The sequence below is a fragment of the Pseudoalteromonas aurantia 208 genome, from assembly GCF_014858725.1.
In the GTDB taxonomy this organism is placed as follows: Bacteria; Pseudomonadota; Gammaproteobacteria; order Enterobacterales; family Alteromonadaceae; genus Pseudoalteromonas; species Pseudoalteromonas aurantia.
In genome coordinates this window covers 86,405-104,163 of sequence record NZ_AQGV01000014.1, presented here as the reverse complement: position 1 = coordinate 104,163, position 17,759 = coordinate 86,405, and the positions used below count along the sequence as shown (strand labels likewise).

Here is a 17,759-nt window from a genome sequence, read left to right as displayed (position 1 = left end):
TCCTAATAACAGGTATATCGACATTACTTTAACTTTGAAATGTCTAGGGCTTGCCAATGTGGGAAGTGTTTACGTACCAGCCCATTAAACTCGATCTCAAATTCACTGAATTGTGATTGATTTGCGGCTTGTTCACTCAGTAGCGTTTCTATCATACCAGCACCCACTGTTAAGTTAGACAATCGGTCGATAAGGATAAATGCGCCTGTTTCACGATTGTTACGATAGCTATCAGCGACAATACTCTCGGTTAACTCAAGTGTAACAACCGCAATTTCATTGAGTTGTAGGTTATCGGCTGCGCCATGCTCTAATGTATTTACATCGATGGTGTAATCAATCTTCTTAACAATAGCAGCAGTATTTTTACTACCCAGCTTAAAGTTATAGCTTTTGCCTAACACCAATGGCGCTTCATGCATCCACACAAGTTTTGCTTGAACTTGGTTAGTTGCTATCGCGGTCGCGTCAGCAGCAACGATCACATCGCCACGGCTCACATCGACTTCGTCGTTAAGTGTGATGGTAAATGCTTGACCAGCTTCTGCTTTATCTAGATTGCCATCGAATGTAACAAGTTCTTTAATTGTAGATTTTTTACCTGACGGTAATACCTTTATCGCTTGTCCAGCTTTTAATGTACCTGAAGTAAGAGTACCTTGAAAGCCACGGAAATCTAAATTTGGGCGTACCACGTATTGTACTGGGAAGCGAGCTTCAAATTCATTGTTAGCCGCTGCAGCTGGTGAGTCTTCTAATAACTCTAGCAATGGTTTATCAGTATAATATGGCGTATGCTCAGAGCGTGTTACAACGTTATCACCCTTAAGTGCTGACATTGGTACAAATTTGATATCTGTGACATTTAGTTGTTCCGCAAATTTTAAATATTGCGCTTTAATGCGTTCGAAGACGGCTTCATCAAAGTCACAAATATCCATCTTATTAATAGCGACAACAAATTGCTTTATACCTAAAGAGTCACAGATGAAGCTATGACGTTTAGTTTGTATTTGCACTCCATAGCGGGCATCTACCAAGATAATAGCCAAGTCGCTGGTTGACGCTCCTGTTACCATATTTCGGGTATATTGTTCATGCCCTGGCGTGTCAGCAATGATAAATTTACGTTTGGTTGTTGAAAAGTAACGATATGCAACGTCGATTGTGATCCCTTGCTCTCGTTCAGCTTGGAGGCCATCAACTAGCAAAGCTAAATCAAGATCTTCACCAGCATTACCGACTTTTTCGTTATCTTTATGCAGAGCAGCTAACTGATCTTCATAAATTTGGTGGCTATCATGCAGTAGCCGGCCAATCAGGGTCGACTTACCATCATCGACGCTGCCACAAGTCATCATACGTAATAAACTTTTGTCTTGCTGGCGTGCTAGATAAGCGTCAATGCCTAGCTCTTTTACTTCATTTGCAGTTGTCATTTAGAAATACCCCTCACGTTTTTTCTTCTCCATTGACCCTGACGAGTCATGATCAATCACGCGGCCTTCTCGCTCAGATGATGTAGATAGCAGCATTTCTTCGATAATTTCAGTTAAAGTGCTTGCCGTTGATTCGACCGCACCTGTGAGTGGGTAGCAGCCTAGAGTCCGAAATCGAACCGATTTCATTTCAGGCACTTCGCCTTCTTCGAGCGGCATACGTTCATCATCTACCATGATTAATGTACCGTCACGCTCTACGACAGGACGTTTTTTCGCAAGATATAATGGCACCATATCAATGTTTTCTTGATAGATATATTGCCAAATATCTAGTTCAGTCCAGTTAGACAATGGAAAAACACGGATACTTTCACCAGGGTTTACTTGGCTGTTGTATGTATTCCAAAGTTCAGGACGTTGATTTTTTGGGTCCCAGCGATGGTGTTTGTCACGGAATGAATAAACACGCTCTTTAGCACGCGATTTTTCTTCGTCACGACGAGCACCACCAAAAGCGGCGTCAAATCCATATTTATCTAACGCTTGTTTTAAACCTTGGGTTTTCATGACGTCGGTGTGCTTCGCTGAGCCATGAGTAAATGGGCCCATGCCCATTTCAATCCCTTCTGGGTTTTTATGGATTAATAAATCAAAGCCATACTCTTTAGCCAAACGATCGCGAAATTCAATCATCTCTCGGAATTTCCAATTCGTATCCACGTGTAATAAAGGGAACGGAATTTTAGCTGGGTAAAACGCTTTACGCGCTAAATGCAAAAGCACCGAAGAGTCTTTACCGATAGAGTAAAGCATCACTGGGTTCTCAAACTCAGCGGCGACTTCGCGAATAATCTTTATACTCTCAGCTTCAAGTTGCTGAAGATGTGTTAAAGCCATTGTCGTCGTCCTACTTAAAAATAAAAAATCGTTATAAAAAGTAATTTATGCTACTTCTGTTAATGGCTGTGCATAACTACTCGTTTGAGCTGTGCTACCAAACCAAGCTAGTTGTTCATGTAATGCTGCAACTTCCCCTATAATGAGTAGTGCAGGTGATACAATTTTATGATGCTCAATTTGCTCAGCTAATTGACTTAATTGAGTCCGTACCACACGTTGCTCTTTTCGTGTACCATTTTCAACAATCGCGACAGGTGTATCTCCACCGCGGCCGTATTTTATTAATTGTGCTTGTATATGTGGCGATTTTAGTACGCCCATATAGATTGCCAGGGTTTGATTTGGTTTAGCCAGAGATGGCCAATCTAGTTCTTGACCATCCTTCTTACAGTGACCAGTAACAAATTGAATTGCTTGAGCATGATCTCTATGCGTCAGAGGTATACCTGCATAGGCGCTGCATCCAGCGGCCGCGGTTATTCCTGGTACAATTTGGTACCTTACATTATGTTGTGCAAGTACTTGAACTTCTTCGCCACCTCGTCCATATATAAAAGGGTCTCCCCCCTTTATTCTACAGACTTTCTTACCTTGTTGTGCCAAATTGACCAATATTTGATTGGTGTCTTCTTGTTTCACACTGTGATTGCCGAGTCGCTTTCCAACACAAATTAAATCTGCATCACGGCGCACGAGATCCATAATCTCGTCAGAAACTAAATAGTCATAGACGACGACGTCTGCTTGTTGCATAAGCTGCAAGGCTTTTAAAGTAAGCAACTCAGGGTCACCAGGACCAGCCCCGACAACATATACCTCACCTTCAGGCTCTGCTTTAGCATCGAGCATATCGTGCAATTGTGCGGTCGCGCCTTGCGTATCGCCTACTTGCACTTTGCTAACAACACTTGAGTCGAACACACCTTCCCAGAATTGTCGTCTATCGGCAAAGTGTTTAAAGCGGGCTTTTACATTGTCTCTAAAGCTACCCACTAACGTCGCTAACGGACCTATATGCTGTGGAATAAGCGTTTCTAGCTTTTCACGCAGACGTCTTGCTAAGACGGGGGCGGTTCCCGCACTAGAAATAGCTATGGTGATTGGGTCTCTATCGACAATTGACGGGAAAATAAAGGTACATTTTGGTTGATCATCAACGACATTGACAAAAATATTGCGTCTATTAGCTAATTCGAAGACGGTGTTATTCACAGATTCGTTATCAGTTGCAGCAATGACGAGCATTTTTCCATCTAAATGAGACTCTTCAAAGTAAGCCGCGATTAAGCAGACTTCATTTTTGCTAGCGTGCTCTAATAATTCATCGCAAAACTCAGGCGCTACAAGTGTCACCTTTGCTCGGGCTTTTAAAAAAGCTCGGCATTTTCTTAGTGCAACGTCACCACCACCGACGACGAGCACCGGTTTATTATCAAGCTTGGTAAATATAGGTAAGTATTGCACGTTAGTAACCTCTTTCTTAATACGAATGCTTAAGCCAACATGACGGTTGTTGGTTGCGAGCAGATGAGCAGAATATAGCGGGGCTAGCATAAGAAAAAAGAATTTAAACTAAATTGTTATAACTAAAAGTTATATAGGGGGTGTAATTTTGACCTAAGGCTTAAGTTACAAGGGATTACCCGAATTTATGGTTTCTCATTTAAGGCTTAGAGTGTTTGGTTATGAGTTATGCTGAGGGTACGTTTGTGATTGCGTCTTAAAGTTTGTCACATTAAGGACAAATGTCCTGTAGCAATAAAGCAAGATGCATTTAACTGAGCAGAGACACAATTGATGAATGGATATTACGTATGACACGACACTCGTCTGCTTTGCTGGCGCTTAGTTTAATGGATCTAACGTCGTTAAATGAGAGTGACTCAGAAAGTAGTATCTCAGACTTTATAAGTAGTATTGATGTGCAATATACGTTACCTGCTGCCATTTGTATTTATCCAGAATTTATTAAACATGCCCGTGCGACTTTAGAGTTGCAAAACTTGCAGCAAATTAAGATAGCAACAGTTACCAACTTTCCAAGTGGGGAAAATTCATTAGAGTCTGTTTTACACGCTACTGAACAGGCGTTGCAAGATGGCGCTTCTGAAATTGATTTAGTGCTACCGTATAAACAGCTTATCGCTGGGGACCCTGATACACCATGGGAATATGTGCATTCAAGTAAGCAGTTGTGTGTGGGTAAAGCAACCTTAAAAGTGATTATTGAAAGCGGTCAGTTGGCTGATGCTGAGCTTATTGCTCAAGCGAGTGAAATTGCTATTTTAGCTGGAGCTGATTTTGTTAAAACCAGCACTGGAAAAGTACCAGTAAACGCAACACTTGAAGCTGCTGAAGTTATATTAAACACAATAAAAAAAATGGGTCGTGATGTGGGCTTTAAAGCCGCCGGTGGCGTAAAATCCGTACAAGATGCACAAGCATACTTATGCCTCGCAGAAAAAATTATGGGTACGGAATGGATTTGTAGTGAGCATTTTCGTTTTGGCGCATCCAGTTTACTGAAAGATGTTTATCATGTGTTGAAAATGGAGTGACGGTCTCGTATTGAGGTTTGTTTGTGGGAAAAATGCTCGGATAGTGTATTTTTACACAATGATTTTTGCTTTTGCATATCTTTTACTCTTGTTTTCAATTTGTTCGTCAGTATAATGGGCGTCCACTTTGCAGGGGCGTAGTTCCAATTGGTAGAACAGCGGTCTCCAAAACCGATGGTTGCGGGTTCGAGTCCTGCCGCCCCTGCCATTCATATTGATGAGTCCAAATCTAAAATAAGGTGTTGGTTTCTTACACATTAGCGCTTATTTATACATTTGGATTTAATGGATTAACCCTGTCTTGGTGCAGGGTTGTTGTGTCTGTATTTAAGGTAAATTATTATGAGCACTAATGTTGAAACGCCGTCAAGCTCGATGGACATGGTTAAATGGCTAGTTGCAATTTCGTTGTTGACTGGCGCAGTGGTATTTAATTACCTCTACGCTGATATGTCAGTATTGATACGTGCAGTTGGCGTTGTGGTCGCAGTTGCAGTGGCATTAGGTATCGCTGCTACAACGGGAAAAGGGAGCATCTTCATTGCGTTTGCAAAAGAAGCTCGCATTGAAGTTCGTAAGGTTGTTTGGCCAACGCGTCAAGAAACGACTCACACAACATTTATTGTTATGATTGCGACTGTAATAATGGCGTTAATCCTTTGGGGTTTAGACGGCCTGTTATTCCGAGTTGTTGGCTTTTTAACTGGATTGGAGATCTGATCCCATGTCGGATGAGAACAAAGAAAAGAAATTACGTTGGTACGTAATTCAAGCGTTTTCAGGATATGAAAAACGTGTAGCTCAAACCATTAATGAGCATATTAAAATCGAAGGCTTGGAAGATAGTTTCGGTGAAGTGTTAGTACCAACGGAAGAAGTTGTAGAAATGCGTGCAGGTCAAAAGCGCAAATCTGAGCGCAAATTCTTCCCAGGTTATGTGCTAGTTGAAATGGACATGAATGATGCTAGCTGGCACTTGGTGAATAGTACGCCTCGTGTAATGGGCTTTATTGGTGGTACATCTGATCGCCCTGCACCTATTAGCAAAAAAGAAGCTGATCGTATTCTTAATCGTTTACAAGAAAATGCAGAAGCGCCTAAGCCGGCTACATTGTTTGAAGTGGGTGAAGTGGTTCGTGTTACAGATGGTCCATTTGCTGATTTCAGCGGTGTTGTTGAAGAAGTAGATTATGAAAAGAGCCGTGTAAAAGTATCGGTTCTGATCTTTGGCCGTTCAACGCCGGTGGATCTAGATTTTGGTCAAGTAGAGAAAGATAAGTAATTTTTCTTTTACTGACTTGAAAAAGGCCGTTGGTTAACTTATAATCAGCGGCCTTTTTGTATTCGCTCCTTTACTATTTTGTAAAATAAGTGGCAAAAAGCTTTTTATTAATTTGGGAAGCCGTTTGAGTACGCGTCCTCGCGCGCACAAGGCTAAGACCCACCTAATGAGGTATTATCATGGCTAAAAAAGTTGAAGCTCTAATCAAGCTACAAGTTGCTGCTGGTATGGCTAATCCAAGTCCTCCAGTAGGTCCTGCACTAGGTCAACACGGTGTTAACATCATGGAATTCTGTAAAGCGTTCAACGCACGTACAGAGTCTATTGAGAAAGGCGCACCAGTTCCTGTTGTAATCTCAGTTTACAATGATCGTTCTTTCACGTTCGACATGAAAACTCCACCAGCTTCTTATTTGCTTAAGAAAGCGGCTGGCATCAAGTCTGGTTCAGGCCGTCCTAACACTGAAAAAGTGGGTACAGTTACACGTGCTCAACTTGAAGAGATTGTTGAGACTAAACGTCCTGACCTTACAGCTGCCGATTTAGACGCAGCGGTTCGCACTATCGCAGGTTCTGCGCGTGCGATGGGCTTGGATGTAGAGGGATAATATAATGGCTAAACTTACTAAACGTATGCGTACTATCCGCGAAAAAGTGGAAGTATCTAAAGATTACGAAATCAACGAAGCAGTTGCGCTTCTAAAAGAGCTAGCGACAGCTAAGTTCGTTGAAAGTGTTGACGTTGCAGTTAATCTTGGTATCGATGCACGTAAATCTGACCAAAACGTTCGTGGTGCTACGGTACTACCACACGGTACTGGTCGTGAAGTGCGCGTTGCTGTATTCACTCAGGGTGCAAACGCTGATGCTGCTAAAGAAGCTGGTGCTGATTTAGTGGGCATGGAAGAACTTGCTGAGCAAGTTAAAAAAGGCGAAATGAACTTTGACGTTGTTGTTGCTTCTCCAGATGCAATGCGCGTTGTTGGTCAACTAGGTCAAATCCTAGGTCCGCGTGGTCTTATGCCTAACCCTAAAACTGGTACTGTTACGCCTAACGTTGCAGAAGCAGTTAAAAACGCTAAAGCTGGTCAGGTTCGCTACCGTAACGATAAGAACGGCATCATCCACACTACTATCGGTAAAGTGGATTTCACAGCTGTTCAGTTACAAGAAAACCTTGAGTCTCTACTTGTAGCGCTTAAGAAGGCGAAGCCTTCACAAGCAAAAGGTGCTTACCTTAAGAAGGTAACTATCTCTACAACTATGGGCGCAGGTGTTGCTCTAGATCAAGCTACTCTAAATACTGTAGTATAAGTTTTTAGAAAATAGCATTTACATGGCGTAAAATTTGTACTATAATTTCGCGCCATTTTGTTGAGAAATTTACTTGTAAATTGCCCAACAATGTAAAGAATTCGGGTTGAAGCATATAATTTCGTTAAGCTTTAATAGCAAGACGATAAATTGTGCTTCCGTCCAAGACCGTAGGAGGCTTTCGGGTCTTAATATTATTCCTACGTAGACGGTGTGAATCCCAGCTAGATTTTTCCTAATCTTCTGGCTCTCGCCGTAAAAAGCATCTCTGTCGCATTAGCGACAGGGTAGAGTAGAACTGAAAAACATTACGTTTTTCAATAAACCAGGAGTAACACCCATGGCTTTAAATCTTCAAGACAAAAAGGCAATTGTTGCTGAAGTCAACGAAGCTGCCAAAGGTGCTCTATCAGCAGTTGTTGCTGATTCTCGTGGTGTAACAGTAGGTGCAATCACTGCTCTTCGTAAAGAAGCTCGTGAAGCTGGTGTATGGATGAAAGTAGTCCGTAACACGCTAGCTAAACGTGCTGTTGAAGGCACTGATTACGAATGCCTAAACGAATCACTAGTTGGTCCAAGCCTTATCGCTTTCTCTTCAGAGCACCCAGGTGCTGCTGCGCGTATCTTTGCTGATTTCGCGAAAAAGAACGAAGAGTTTGAGCTTAAGACTGCTGCATTCGAAGGTAAAGTTGTAGACGTAGATATGCTTGCTAAGCTACCTACATACGACGAAGCTGTTGCACGCTTAATGAGCGCTATGAAAGAAGCGTCTGCTGGCAAATTGTGTAAAACAATTGAAGCAGTACGTGTACAGAAAGCTGAGCAAGCTGCTTAATTTAAGCCCGCTCCTTTCGTTAATAAATTTTTTTGAACCACATGGGTTCGTAAATAATTAGGAAATTTGAAATGTCTGTAACTAAAGACCAAATCCTTGACGCAATTGCTGAAATGTCAGTAATGGACGTTGTTGAATTAGTAGAAGCAATGGAAGAGAAGTTCGGTGTAACTGCAGCAGCTGCTGTTGTTGCTGGTCCTGCTGCTGAAGCTGCTGAAGAGAAAACTGAATTTGACGTTATTCTTACAGCTGCTGGCGCTAACAAAGTTGCTTCTATCAAAGCAGTACGTGGCGCAACTGGTCTAGGCCTTAAAGAAGCTAAAGCACTTGTTGAAGCTGCTCCAACTCCAGTGAAAGAAGCTGTTTCTAAAGAAGAAGCTGAAGCACTTAAAACTGATCTTGAAGCAGCTGGTGCTGAAGTTGAGATCAAGTAATCTAGCTTTTGCTAGGTTCGCTGTCTGAGAAATCAGGCAAGGGCTGGTGATTTTTTAATCACCGGCCCTTTTGCGCTATAGCGTGAGTATTCGTTTAGCGCAAAACCTCTATGTTTTTTCATTATTTTCAATAGCTTATATTTTTGTTAATGAAGTTAAAATGTAGAGTGACAATTAGATGTTGTTATCCTGGCTTAGATGCCAGTTAAGTCTGTTCATACAAGAACAGGTTGGGTCAAAGATCAGCAAGCTGAGGAACCCCATGGCTTACTCTTATTCTGAAAAGAAACGTATCCGTAAGGATTTTGGTAAACGTCCACAAGTTTTGGACATACCTTTCTTACTGTCTACGCAGTTAGAATCGTTCAAAAAGTTCTTGAATCCGGACGCCGATGGTGATCATGGTTTGGAAGCAGCATTTCGTTCTGTTTTTCCAATCAAAAGCTACTCGGGAAATTCTGAGCTTCAATACGTAAGTTATCGTATTGGTGAGCCAGTATTCGATGTAAAAGAATGTCAAATTCGCGGTGTGACTTTTTCTGCTCCACTTCGCGTAAAACTTCGTCTTGTGCTAATGGATAAAGAAGCGCCAGGCACAGTAAAAGACATTAAAGAGCAAGAAGTATATATGGGCGAAATCCCGCTCATGACAGACACTGGTACGTTTGTTATAAATGGTACTGAGCGTGTAATCGTTTCTCAGCTACACCGTTCACCTGGTGTATTCTTTGATAACGACCGTGGTAAGTCTCATTCGTCTGGCAAGGTGCTTTATAATGCACGTGTTATTCCTTACCGTGGTTCATGGTTAGACTTCGAATTCGACGTAAAAGATAATCTTTATGTTCGTATTGACCGTCGCCGTAAATTACCTGCATCAATCATCTTACGTGCGCTTGAGTACACGACCGAAGAAATTCTAGGAATGTTCTTCGAGACGACTGCATTTGAAGTGTCTAACGGTAAAGTATTAATGGAGCTAGTACCATCACGTCTTCGTGGTGAAACAGCGGCTTTTGATATTAAAGATGATGAAGGCGAAGTGTTGGTTGAATCTGGCCGTCGTGTTACAGCGCGCCACATCAAAACACTTGAAAAGAAAGAAATCAAACACCTTGAAGTACCACATGAGTACATCATAGGTCGTGTTGTTGCTAAAAACTACGTTGATACATCAACAGGCGAAGTAATTGTTGAGGCAAATGCTGAGTTATCTCTTGAGTTGATGGCAGAGCTTGTAAAAGCCGGCCACACTAAGATCGATACCCTGTACATCAATGATGTAGACAGCGGTGCTTACATTTCTGATACTGTGCGCATTGACTCTACTAGCAACCGCCTAGAAGCATTGGTAGAAATCTACCGTATGATGCGCCCAGGTGAGCCGCCAACGAAAGATGCTGCTGAAGCATTATTCGATAACCTATTCTTCTCTGAAGAGCGTTATGACTTATCGACTGTTGGTCGTATGAAGTTTAACAGCCGTGTAGGTTACGATACAGATACAGGCCCTGGTACATTAAACAAAACTGATATTGTTTCTGTGATGAAGGTATTAATCGACATCAGAAATGGTAAAGGTGAAGTAGATGATATCGACCACCTTGGTAACCGTCGTATTCGCTCTGTTGGCGAAATGGCTGAAAACCAATTCCGTGTTGGTCTTGTGCGTGTTGAGCGTGCTGTACGTGAACGCTTAAGTCTTGGTGACCTTGATGCAATTATGCCTCAAGATCTTATTAATGCTAAGCCTATTTCTGCAGCAGTTAAAGAGTTCTTCGGTTCTTCACAGCTCTCTCAGTTTATGGACCAAAACAACCCGCTTTCAGAAGTAACGCACAAGCGTCGTATTTCTGCATTAGGTCCGGGTGGTTTGACACGTGAACGTGCTGGCTTCGAAGTGCGAGATGTACACGTAACGCACTATGGTCGTGTTTGTCCAATCGAAACGCCGGAAGGCCCGAACATCGGTCTAATCAATTCATTGTCAACGTATGCACGTACAAATGATTACGGTTTCTTAGAAACACCATACCGTAAAGTAGTCGATAGCGTTGTAACCGATGAAGTTGATTACCTTTCTGCTATTGAGGAAGGTCAGTTTGTAATCGCACAGGCGAACTCAAACTTAGATGAAAATAACGAATTTATTGATGAGCAGATCCCGTGTCGTCACAAAGGTGAATCAACCTTTATGGGTCGTGCTGACATTCAATATATGGACGTATCTCCACAGCAGGTTATCTCTGTGGCAGCTGCGCTTATCCCGTTCCTTGAACACGATGATGCTAACCGTGCATTGATGGGTTCAAACATGCAACGTCAAGCAGTTCCGACGTTAAAAGCAGATAAGCCGCTAGTTGGTACTGGTATTGAACTTACACTTGCGAAAGATTCAGGTGTAACCATCGTTGCAAAACGTGGCGGTGTAGTGAAATACGCTGATGCAAGCCGTATCGTTGTAAACGTTAATGAAGATGAGCGTGTGCCTGGCGAAGCCGGTATCGACATTTATAACTTAACGAAATACACACGTTCAAACCAAAACACTTGTATTAACCAAAAACCAACTTGTATGGTTGGTGAGCCGGTTGTACGTGGTGATGTACTTGCTGATGGCCCATCAACAGATTTAGGTGATTTGGCACTAGGTCAAAACTTACGTGTGGCATTCATGCCTTGGAATGGTTACAACTTCGAAGACTCGATTTTATTATCTGAGCGCGTTGTTGAAGAAGATCGTCTAACGACTATCCACATTCAAGAGTTACAGTGTATTGCCCGTGATACTAAGTTAGGTCCAGAAGAAATCACTGCTGATATTCCAAACGTAGGTGAGTCTGCGTTAGGTAAGCTTGATGAGTCAGGTGTTGTATATATTGGTGCAGAAGTGAAAGGCGGCGATATTTTAGTTGGTAAAGTAACCCCTAAAGGTGAAACACAACTAACACCTGAAGAGAAGCTACTGCGTGCGATCTTCGGTGAGAAAGCATCTGATGTAAAAGATAGCTCTCTGCGTGTTCCAAACTCTGTTACTGGTACTGTAATCGATGTACAAGTATTCACTCGAGATGGCGTTGAAAAAGATAAACGTGCACTTGAAGTTGAAGACATGCAGCTTCGCGAAGCGAAAAAAGACTTCAACGAAGAGTTCAAGATCCTTGAAGGTGGTGTACTAAACCGTGCACGTAATTTACTTGTTCAAGCTGGTTTCAGTGAAGACAAAATTGCTGAGCTAAGCACTGAGAAGTTGCTAACGCAAAGCCTTGCTGACGAAGGTCAACAGTCTGAACTAGAGCAGCTAGCTGCACAGTACGATGAGCTTAAAGCAGAGTACGACAAAAAGTTTGAGAACAAGCGTCGCAAGATCACCCAAGGTGATGACTTAGCGCCGGGTGTTCTTAAAATTGTTAAGGTTTACCTTGCCGTTAAGCGTCGTATTCAGCCTGGTGATAAAATGGCTGGTCGTCACGGTAACAAAGGTGTTATCTCAACTATCGTTCCTGTTGAAGACATGCCTTATGATGAAAAAGGTCGTACCGTAGACATCGTGTTGAACCCATTGGGTGTACCATCGCGAATGAACATCGGTCAGATCCTTGAAACGCATATGGGTCTCGCTGCGCGTGGTATCGGTGAACGCCTTGAAGAAATGATGAAAGAGCAGCGTGAAATTCACGAATTGCGCGAATTCATCAAAAAAGCATACGAAGTCGGTGATTGTCGTCAGAAGGTAGATATTGCTAGCTTCTCTGATGATGAAGTCCAACGCTTAGCTGTAAACCTTAAAGGTGGTTTACCAATTGCAACACCAGCATTTGATGGTGCAAAAGAAAATGAAATCAAAGAGCTACTTGAGTTAGGTGGATACCCATCAAGCGGTCAGGTTACGCTTTATGATGGTCGTACTGGTGATGCATTTGAACGTCAAGTAACCGTAGGTTACATGTACATGTTGAAACTTAACCACTTGGTTGATGACAAGATGCACGCGCGTTCAACTGGTTCTTACAGCTTAGTAACTCAGCAGCCGCTAGGTGGTAAAGCTCAGTTCGGTGGACAGCGATTCGGTGAGATGGAGGTATGGGCATTAGAAGCATACGGTGCTGCCTATACACTTCAGGAAATGTTGACAGTTAAGTCGGATGACGTAAACGGTCGTACTAAGATGTATAAAAACATCGTTGACGGTAACCATAAAATGGAACCGGGTATGCCAGAGTCATTCAACGTATTGCTCAAAGAGATCCGCTCACTCGGTATCAACATCGAGTTGGAAGAACACTAATCTGATTGCCGCATCAATACGGTGCGGCAGTTCCCCTTAATTGGGTAACCAGATTTAAAGAATGTAGGGGTGAGCAATGCTTGCCCTCAAGATTAACCTCCGACAGGAGAGCTAAGGTGAAAGACTTACTTAAGTTTCTGAAGCAACAAAATAAGACCGAAGAATTCGATGCGATTCGAATTGGTCTTGCTTCACCAGACATGGTTCGTTCATGGTCTTACGGCGAAGTAAAGAAACCTGAGACAATCAACTACCGTACTTTCAAGCCTGAGCGTGATGGCTTATTCTGTGCCCGTATTTTCGGCCCAGTGAAAGATTATGAGTGTTTATGTGGTAAATATAAGCGCTTAAAACACCGTGGTGTGATCTGTGAAAAATGTGGCGTTGAAGTAACGCTAACTAAAGTACGCCGTGACCGTATGGGTCACATTGAGCTAGCGAGCCCAGTGGCTCATATCTGGTTCCTTAAATCACTTCCGTCTCGTATTGGTTTAATGCTAGACATGACGTTACGTGATATTGAACGTGTACTTTATTTCGAATCATTCGTGGTAACTGAACCAGGTATGACGACGCTTGAGCGTAGTCAGCTACTAGGTGAAGAAGAATACCTAGATGCATTAGAAGAGCACGGTGATGAGTTCGAAGCTAAGATGGGTGCTGAAGCAGTACTAGACTTACTTCGTGAACTTGACCTTGGTCAGTTAATCGCAGAAATGCGTGAAGAGTTACCAACAATTAACTCTGAGACTAAGCGTAAGAAAATCACTAAGCGTCTTAAGCTTATGGAATCTTTCCATCAATCAGGTAACAACCCTGAGTGGATGATCATGAGCGTACTTCCGGTTCTTCCACCAGATCTTCGTCCACTAGTACCACTAGATGGCGGACGTTTTGCGACGTCTGATCTGAATGACTTATACCGTCGTGTTATTAACCGTAATAACCGTTTGAAGCGTCTATTAGACTTAGCGGCACCAGATATTATCGTACGTAACGAAAAGCGTATGTTACAAGAAGCGGTTGATGCGCTCCTTGATAATGGTCGTCGTGGTCGTGCAATTACCGGTTCTAACAAGCGTCCACTTAAGTCGCTTGCTGATATGATCAAAGGTAAGCAAGGTCGTTTCCGTCAAAACTTACTAGGTAAGCGTGTAGATTACTCTGGTCGTTCTGTAATTACAGTAGGTCCTACGCTTAAACTTCACCAGTGTGGTCTTCCTAAGAAGATGGCATTAGAGCTATTCAAGCCATTTATCTACGGTAAACTTGAGCGTCGCGGCATGGCTACGACTATCAAAGCTGCGAAGAAGATGGTTGAGCGTGAAGTACCTGAGGTTTGGGACGTACTTGATGAAGTGATCCGTGAACACCCAGTATTACTTAACCGTGCACCAACACTTCACCGTCTTGGTATCCAGGCTTTTGAGCCGGTACTAATCGAAGGTAAAGCAATCCATTTACACCCATTAGTATGTGCGGCTTATAACGCCGACTTCGATGGTGACCAAATGGCGGTACACGTACCGTTGACAATCGAAGCTCAAATTGAAGCCCGTGCGCTGATGATGTCTACAAACAATATCTTATCTCCAGCAAACGGCGAACCAATCATCGTACCTTCACAGGACGTTGTATTGGGTCTTTACTACATGACGCGTGATCGCATCAATGGTAAAGGTGAAGGCATTGTCTTTAAAGATCAGAAAGAAGCAGAAAAAGCATACCGTACAGGTACTGCTGAACTTCATGCTCGTGTAAAAGTACGTATTACTGAAACACGCATTGATGAAGAAACTGGCGAGCGTTCTGAAGTAACAGAAATCATTGATACGACAGTGGGTCGTGCAATACTTTCTTTGGTATTACCTGAAGGTTTACCGTTTGAGCTTATCAACAAAGCATTAGGTAAAAAGCAGATTTCAAATCTTCTAAACGAGTGTTATCGCCGTTTAGGTCTAAAAGATACTGTAATCTTTGCTGACCAGGTAATGTATACCGGTTTCCATTACGCGATGAAATCTGGTGTTTCTATCGGTATTAATGACTTGGTTATTCCACCAGTTAAAGCCGAAATCATTGACAATGCAGAAGCAGAAGTGAATGAAATCAACCAACAGTTCCAATCAGGTCTTGTAACTGCGGGTGAGAAATACAACAAAGTAATCGATATCTGGTCACGTGTTAACGAAAACTTATCGCGTGAAATGATGGCGAACTTGTCAAAAGACACCGTTATCAATGCCAAAGGCGAAGAAGAAGAGCAACCGTCATTTAACTCCGTGTTTATGATGGCAGACTCTGGTGCTCGTGGTAGTGCCGCTCAGATCCGTCAGCTAGCAGGTATGCGTGGTCTGATGGCACGTCCAGATGGTTCAATCATCGAAACACCAATCACGGCTAACTTCCGTGAAGGTCTAAACGTACTACAGTACTTCATCTCAACGCACGGTGCGCGTAAAGGTCTAGCCGATACAGCACTTAAGACAGCGAACTCGGGTTACCTAACTCGCCGTCTAGTAGATGTTGCACAAGATTTGGTTATCAATGATGATGACTGTGGCACATTAGACGGTCTAACAATGAAACCGCTTATCGAAGGTGGTGATGTTGTTGAACCACTACGCGAACGTGTATTAGGTCGTGTAGTTGCAGAAGATGTTGTTATACCAGGTACGAATGACGTGTTGGTTGAGCGTAATATTATGCTTGACGAGAAACTGTGTGACCTTCTAGAAGAGCACTCAGTTGATGAAGTACGCGTACGTTCAGTTATCACATGTGATAACGACTTTGGTGTATGTGCTAAGTGTTATGGTCGTGACCTTGCACGTGGACACATCATTAACGCAGGTGAATCTGTGGGTGTTATCGCTGCTCAATCAATCGGTGAGCCTGGTACACAGCTTACGATGCGTACATTCCACATCGGTGGTGCGGCATCAAGAGCATCTGCGGAAAACAGCGTACAAGTTAAAAATAACGGTAGCATGAAGCTACACAATGCTAAGTATGTACTTAATACTGATGGCAAAATCGTTATTACTTCTCGTTCAACAGAAATAACAGTTATCGATGAACATGGTCGTGAGAAAGAGCGTTATAAAGTACCTTACGGTGCGGTATTAACAATCCAAGACGGTGCAGACGTTCAAGGTAATGATGTTGTTGCAACATGGGACCCGCATAGTCACCCAATCATTCTTGAGCATGAATCAAAAGTGTCTTTCTCAGACATTGATGATAGCAACACAGAAGCGCAAACAGATGACCTTACCGGTTTAACACGGGTTGTTGTTAAGGACCTTTCTAAAGTAAATGCGAAAGAGCCTAAACTAATCGTTGAAAGTAAGAAGCGTGGACTACAAGAGATACGCTTACCATCGTTCACGACGATTGAAATTTCTGATGGTGCAACAGCTGCACCGGGTCAAGCGCTTGCGCGTATCCCACAAGAAGGTTCAAAAACTCGAGATATCACCGGTGGTCTACCGCGCGTTGCGGACTTATTTGAAGCTCGTAAGCCTAAAGAGCCAGCAATTCTTGCTGAGATCACAGGTACAATTAGCTTCGGTAAAGAGACTAAAGGTAAGAAACGTCTAGTTATTACACCAGATGAAGGTGATCATTACGAAGAAATGATCCCGAAATGGCGTCAGCTTAACGTGTTTGAAGGGGAATCAGTGTCTAAAGGTGAAGTCATCGCCGATGGTCCTGAATCTCCACATGATATCTTGCGCCTACGTGGTGTAACGGATGTATCTAATTACATCGTAAACGAAGTACAAGAAGTATATCGTTTACAGGGTGTAAAGATTAACGATAAACACATCGAAACAATCATCCGCCAGATGCTACGTAAATGTATCATCCTGCACGGTGGTGACACGGAGTTCTTAGCTGGTGAACAAGTTGAAGTGGCTCGAGTAAATATCTCGAACCGTGAACTTGAAAAGCAAGGTAAGATCCCTGCTAAGTTTGAAATACAACTTATGGGTATTACTAAAGCATCACTTGCCACTGAATCATTTATTTCAGCAGCATCGTTCCAGGAAACAACGCGAGTTCTGACTGAAGCCGCAGTAAATGGTAAGAGTGATGAGCTTCGTGGTCTGAAAGAAAACGTAATCGTGGGTCGTTTGATCCCAGCGGGTACCGGTTTCTCTTATCACCAAGAACGTATGGCTCGTCGTAAGCAAGCTGAACAGCCTGTAGAGGAGCAAACAGTAAGCGCTGAAGAGGCAACTCAAGCACTAACTGATGCACTTAACGCTGACTTATTAGGCGGTAATGACTAAACGCATTATCAGCTAGGTAGTAAATACCATCAGCTTTAAAAGCCGCCGCAAGGCGGCTTTTTTGTGCATGATGTTCATATGACATCTAAAGTGTCTGGTTTGAGTTTAGAGTGTGTTATCGATACGTTTATGGATAGGTATTGTGAAGGTAAAAGGAAGTGAGGTTGGTTTTTATTAAACCCAATGGGCTTTTTATATGCAAACGTATCGCTGTCATCTTAAGTGTATTAATCTGGTATCAGTTCATGAATAGTACTTCCCAACGAGCGGGCTAATTTAGGCTGCGATGGTTTTAAACGTTTCATATCTCAAATTACTAAAATGTGTTTTTTACGAGTGAATTTGACAAAAAAAGTATAAAAAAGGGCGAGTTTGCCCTTTTCTTATCATTCTTATTGCTTCAACAGA

The 17,759-nt window shown here is 42.7% G+C and carries 12 protein-coding genes and 1 tRNA gene; 10 read left to right on the top strand and 3 right to left on the bottom strand.

The genetic code is table 11. The features are described 5' to 3' along the window. Positions 1 to 23: 23 nt before the first annotated feature. The 3 genes from cysN to cysG are packed head-to-tail and all read right to left on the bottom strand — an operon-like array spanning position 24 to position 3,806. A complete protein-coding gene (gene cysN, locus PAUR_RS17605; RefSeq protein WP_192509044.1) occupies positions 24 to 1,439 on the bottom strand; it encodes a sulfate adenylyltransferase subunit CysN in 1,416 nt (471 codons plus the stop codon). Beyond that, positions 1,440 to 2,339, bottom strand: coding sequence for a sulfate adenylyltransferase subunit CysD (gene cysD / locus PAUR_RS17600; protein ID WP_192509043.1), 900 nt, complete (start codon positions 2,337 to 2,339; stop codon positions 1,440 to 1,442). It lies immediately after the preceding gene. A 45-nt stretch (positions 2,340 to 2,384) separates the two neighbouring features. Further along, positions 2,385 to 3,806: a siroheme synthase CysG gene (gene cysG / locus PAUR_RS17595; RefSeq protein WP_192509042.1), complete on the bottom strand. Its 1,422-nt coding sequence runs from the start codon at positions 3,804 to 3,806 to the stop codon at positions 2,385 to 2,387. Positions 3,807 to 4,156: 350 nt separating this feature from the next. Between cysG and deoC the strand changes: the two genes are divergently transcribed. The 10 genes from deoC to rpoC all read left to right on the top strand — a co-directional run bounded on the left by deoC (position 4,157) and on the right by rpoC (position 17,351). Then, entirely contained in the window at positions 4,157 to 4,900 is a 744-nt protein-coding gene (deoC, locus tag PAUR_RS17590) for a deoxyribose-phosphate aldolase (RefSeq protein WP_192509041.1), read from the top strand. A 131-nt stretch (positions 4,901 to 5,031) separates the two neighbouring features. Next, positions 5,032 to 5,108: transfer RNA gene (locus PAUR_RS17585), tRNA-Trp, on the top strand. Between the two features lie 134 nt (positions 5,109 to 5,242). Then, positions 5,243 to 5,620, top strand: coding sequence for a preprotein translocase subunit SecE (secE, locus tag PAUR_RS17580; RefSeq protein WP_192509040.1), 378 nt, complete (start codon positions 5,243 to 5,245; stop codon positions 5,618 to 5,620). Positions 5,621 to 5,624: 4 nt separating this feature from the next. After that, the gene (gene nusG, locus PAUR_RS17575; protein ID WP_192509039.1) at positions 5,625 to 6,182 is read left to right on the top strand and encodes a transcription termination/antitermination protein NusG; all 558 of its coding nucleotides are present in this window, start codon (positions 5,625 to 5,627) and stop codon (positions 6,180 to 6,182) included. 179 nt (positions 6,183 to 6,361) lie between these two features. Then, positions 6,362 to 6,790, top strand: coding sequence for a 50S ribosomal protein L11 (rplK, locus tag PAUR_RS17570; protein WP_010367640.1), 429 nt, complete (start codon positions 6,362 to 6,364; stop codon positions 6,788 to 6,790). A 4-nt stretch (positions 6,791 to 6,794) separates the two neighbouring features. After that, a complete protein-coding gene (rplA, locus tag PAUR_RS17565; RefSeq protein ID WP_192509038.1) occupies positions 6,795 to 7,496 on the top strand; it encodes a 50S ribosomal protein L1 in 702 nt (233 codons plus the stop codon). 340 nt (positions 7,497 to 7,836) lie between these two features. Further along, entirely contained in the window at positions 7,837 to 8,331 is a 495-nt protein-coding gene (gene rplJ, locus PAUR_RS17560; RefSeq protein WP_010367644.1) for a 50S ribosomal protein L10, read from the top strand. Positions 8,332 to 8,402: 71 nt separating this feature from the next. Beyond that, positions 8,403 to 8,765 (top strand): 50S ribosomal protein L7/L12, encoded by a 363-nt coding sequence (gene rplL, locus PAUR_RS17555; RefSeq protein ID WP_010367646.1) that lies wholly within the window; start codon positions 8,403 to 8,405, stop codon positions 8,763 to 8,765. A 262-nt stretch (positions 8,766 to 9,027) separates the two neighbouring features. Continuing rightward, complete coding sequence (gene rpoB, locus PAUR_RS17550; protein WP_192509037.1) at positions 9,028 to 13,053, top strand: DNA-directed RNA polymerase subunit beta; 4,026 nt, start codon at positions 9,028 to 9,030, stop codon at positions 13,051 to 13,053. 116 nt (positions 13,054 to 13,169) lie between these two features. Beyond that, a complete protein-coding gene (gene rpoC, locus PAUR_RS17545; RefSeq protein WP_192509036.1) occupies positions 13,170 to 17,351 on the top strand; it encodes a DNA-directed RNA polymerase subunit beta' in 4,182 nt (1,393 codons plus the stop codon). Positions 17,352 to 17,759: the final 408 nt, after the last annotated feature.

Excerpts from the sequence above, each read along its gene's own strand:
- cysN (WP_192509044.1), bottom strand. The coding sequence starts at position 1,439 with ATGACAACTGCAAATGAAGTAAAAGAGCTAGGCATTGACGCTTATCTA.
- cysD (WP_192509043.1), bottom strand. The coding sequence starts at position 2,339 with ATGGCTTTAACACATCTTCAGCAACTTGAAGCTGAGAGTATAAAGATT.
- deoC (WP_192509041.1), top strand. The coding sequence starts at position 4,157 with ATGACACGACACTCGTCTGCTTTGCTGGCGCTTAGTTTAATGGATCTA.
- secE (WP_192509040.1), top strand. The coding sequence starts at position 5,243 with ATGAGCACTAATGTTGAAACGCCGTCAAGCTCGATGGACATGGTTAAA.
- nusG (WP_192509039.1), top strand. The coding sequence starts at position 5,625 with ATGTCGGATGAGAACAAAGAAAAGAAATTACGTTGGTACGTAATTCAA.
- rplK (WP_010367640.1), top strand. The coding sequence starts at position 6,362 with ATGGCTAAAAAAGTTGAAGCTCTAATCAAGCTACAAGTTGCTGCTGGT.
- rplA (WP_192509038.1), top strand. The coding sequence starts at position 6,795 with ATGGCTAAACTTACTAAACGTATGCGTACTATCCGCGAAAAAGTGGAA.
- rplJ (WP_010367644.1), top strand. The coding sequence starts at position 7,837 with ATGGCTTTAAATCTTCAAGACAAAAAGGCAATTGTTGCTGAAGTCAAC.
- rplL (WP_010367646.1), top strand. The coding sequence starts at position 8,403 with ATGTCTGTAACTAAAGACCAAATCCTTGACGCAATTGCTGAAATGTCA.
- rpoB (WP_192509037.1), top strand. The coding sequence starts at position 9,028 with ATGGCTTACTCTTATTCTGAAAAGAAACGTATCCGTAAGGATTTTGGT.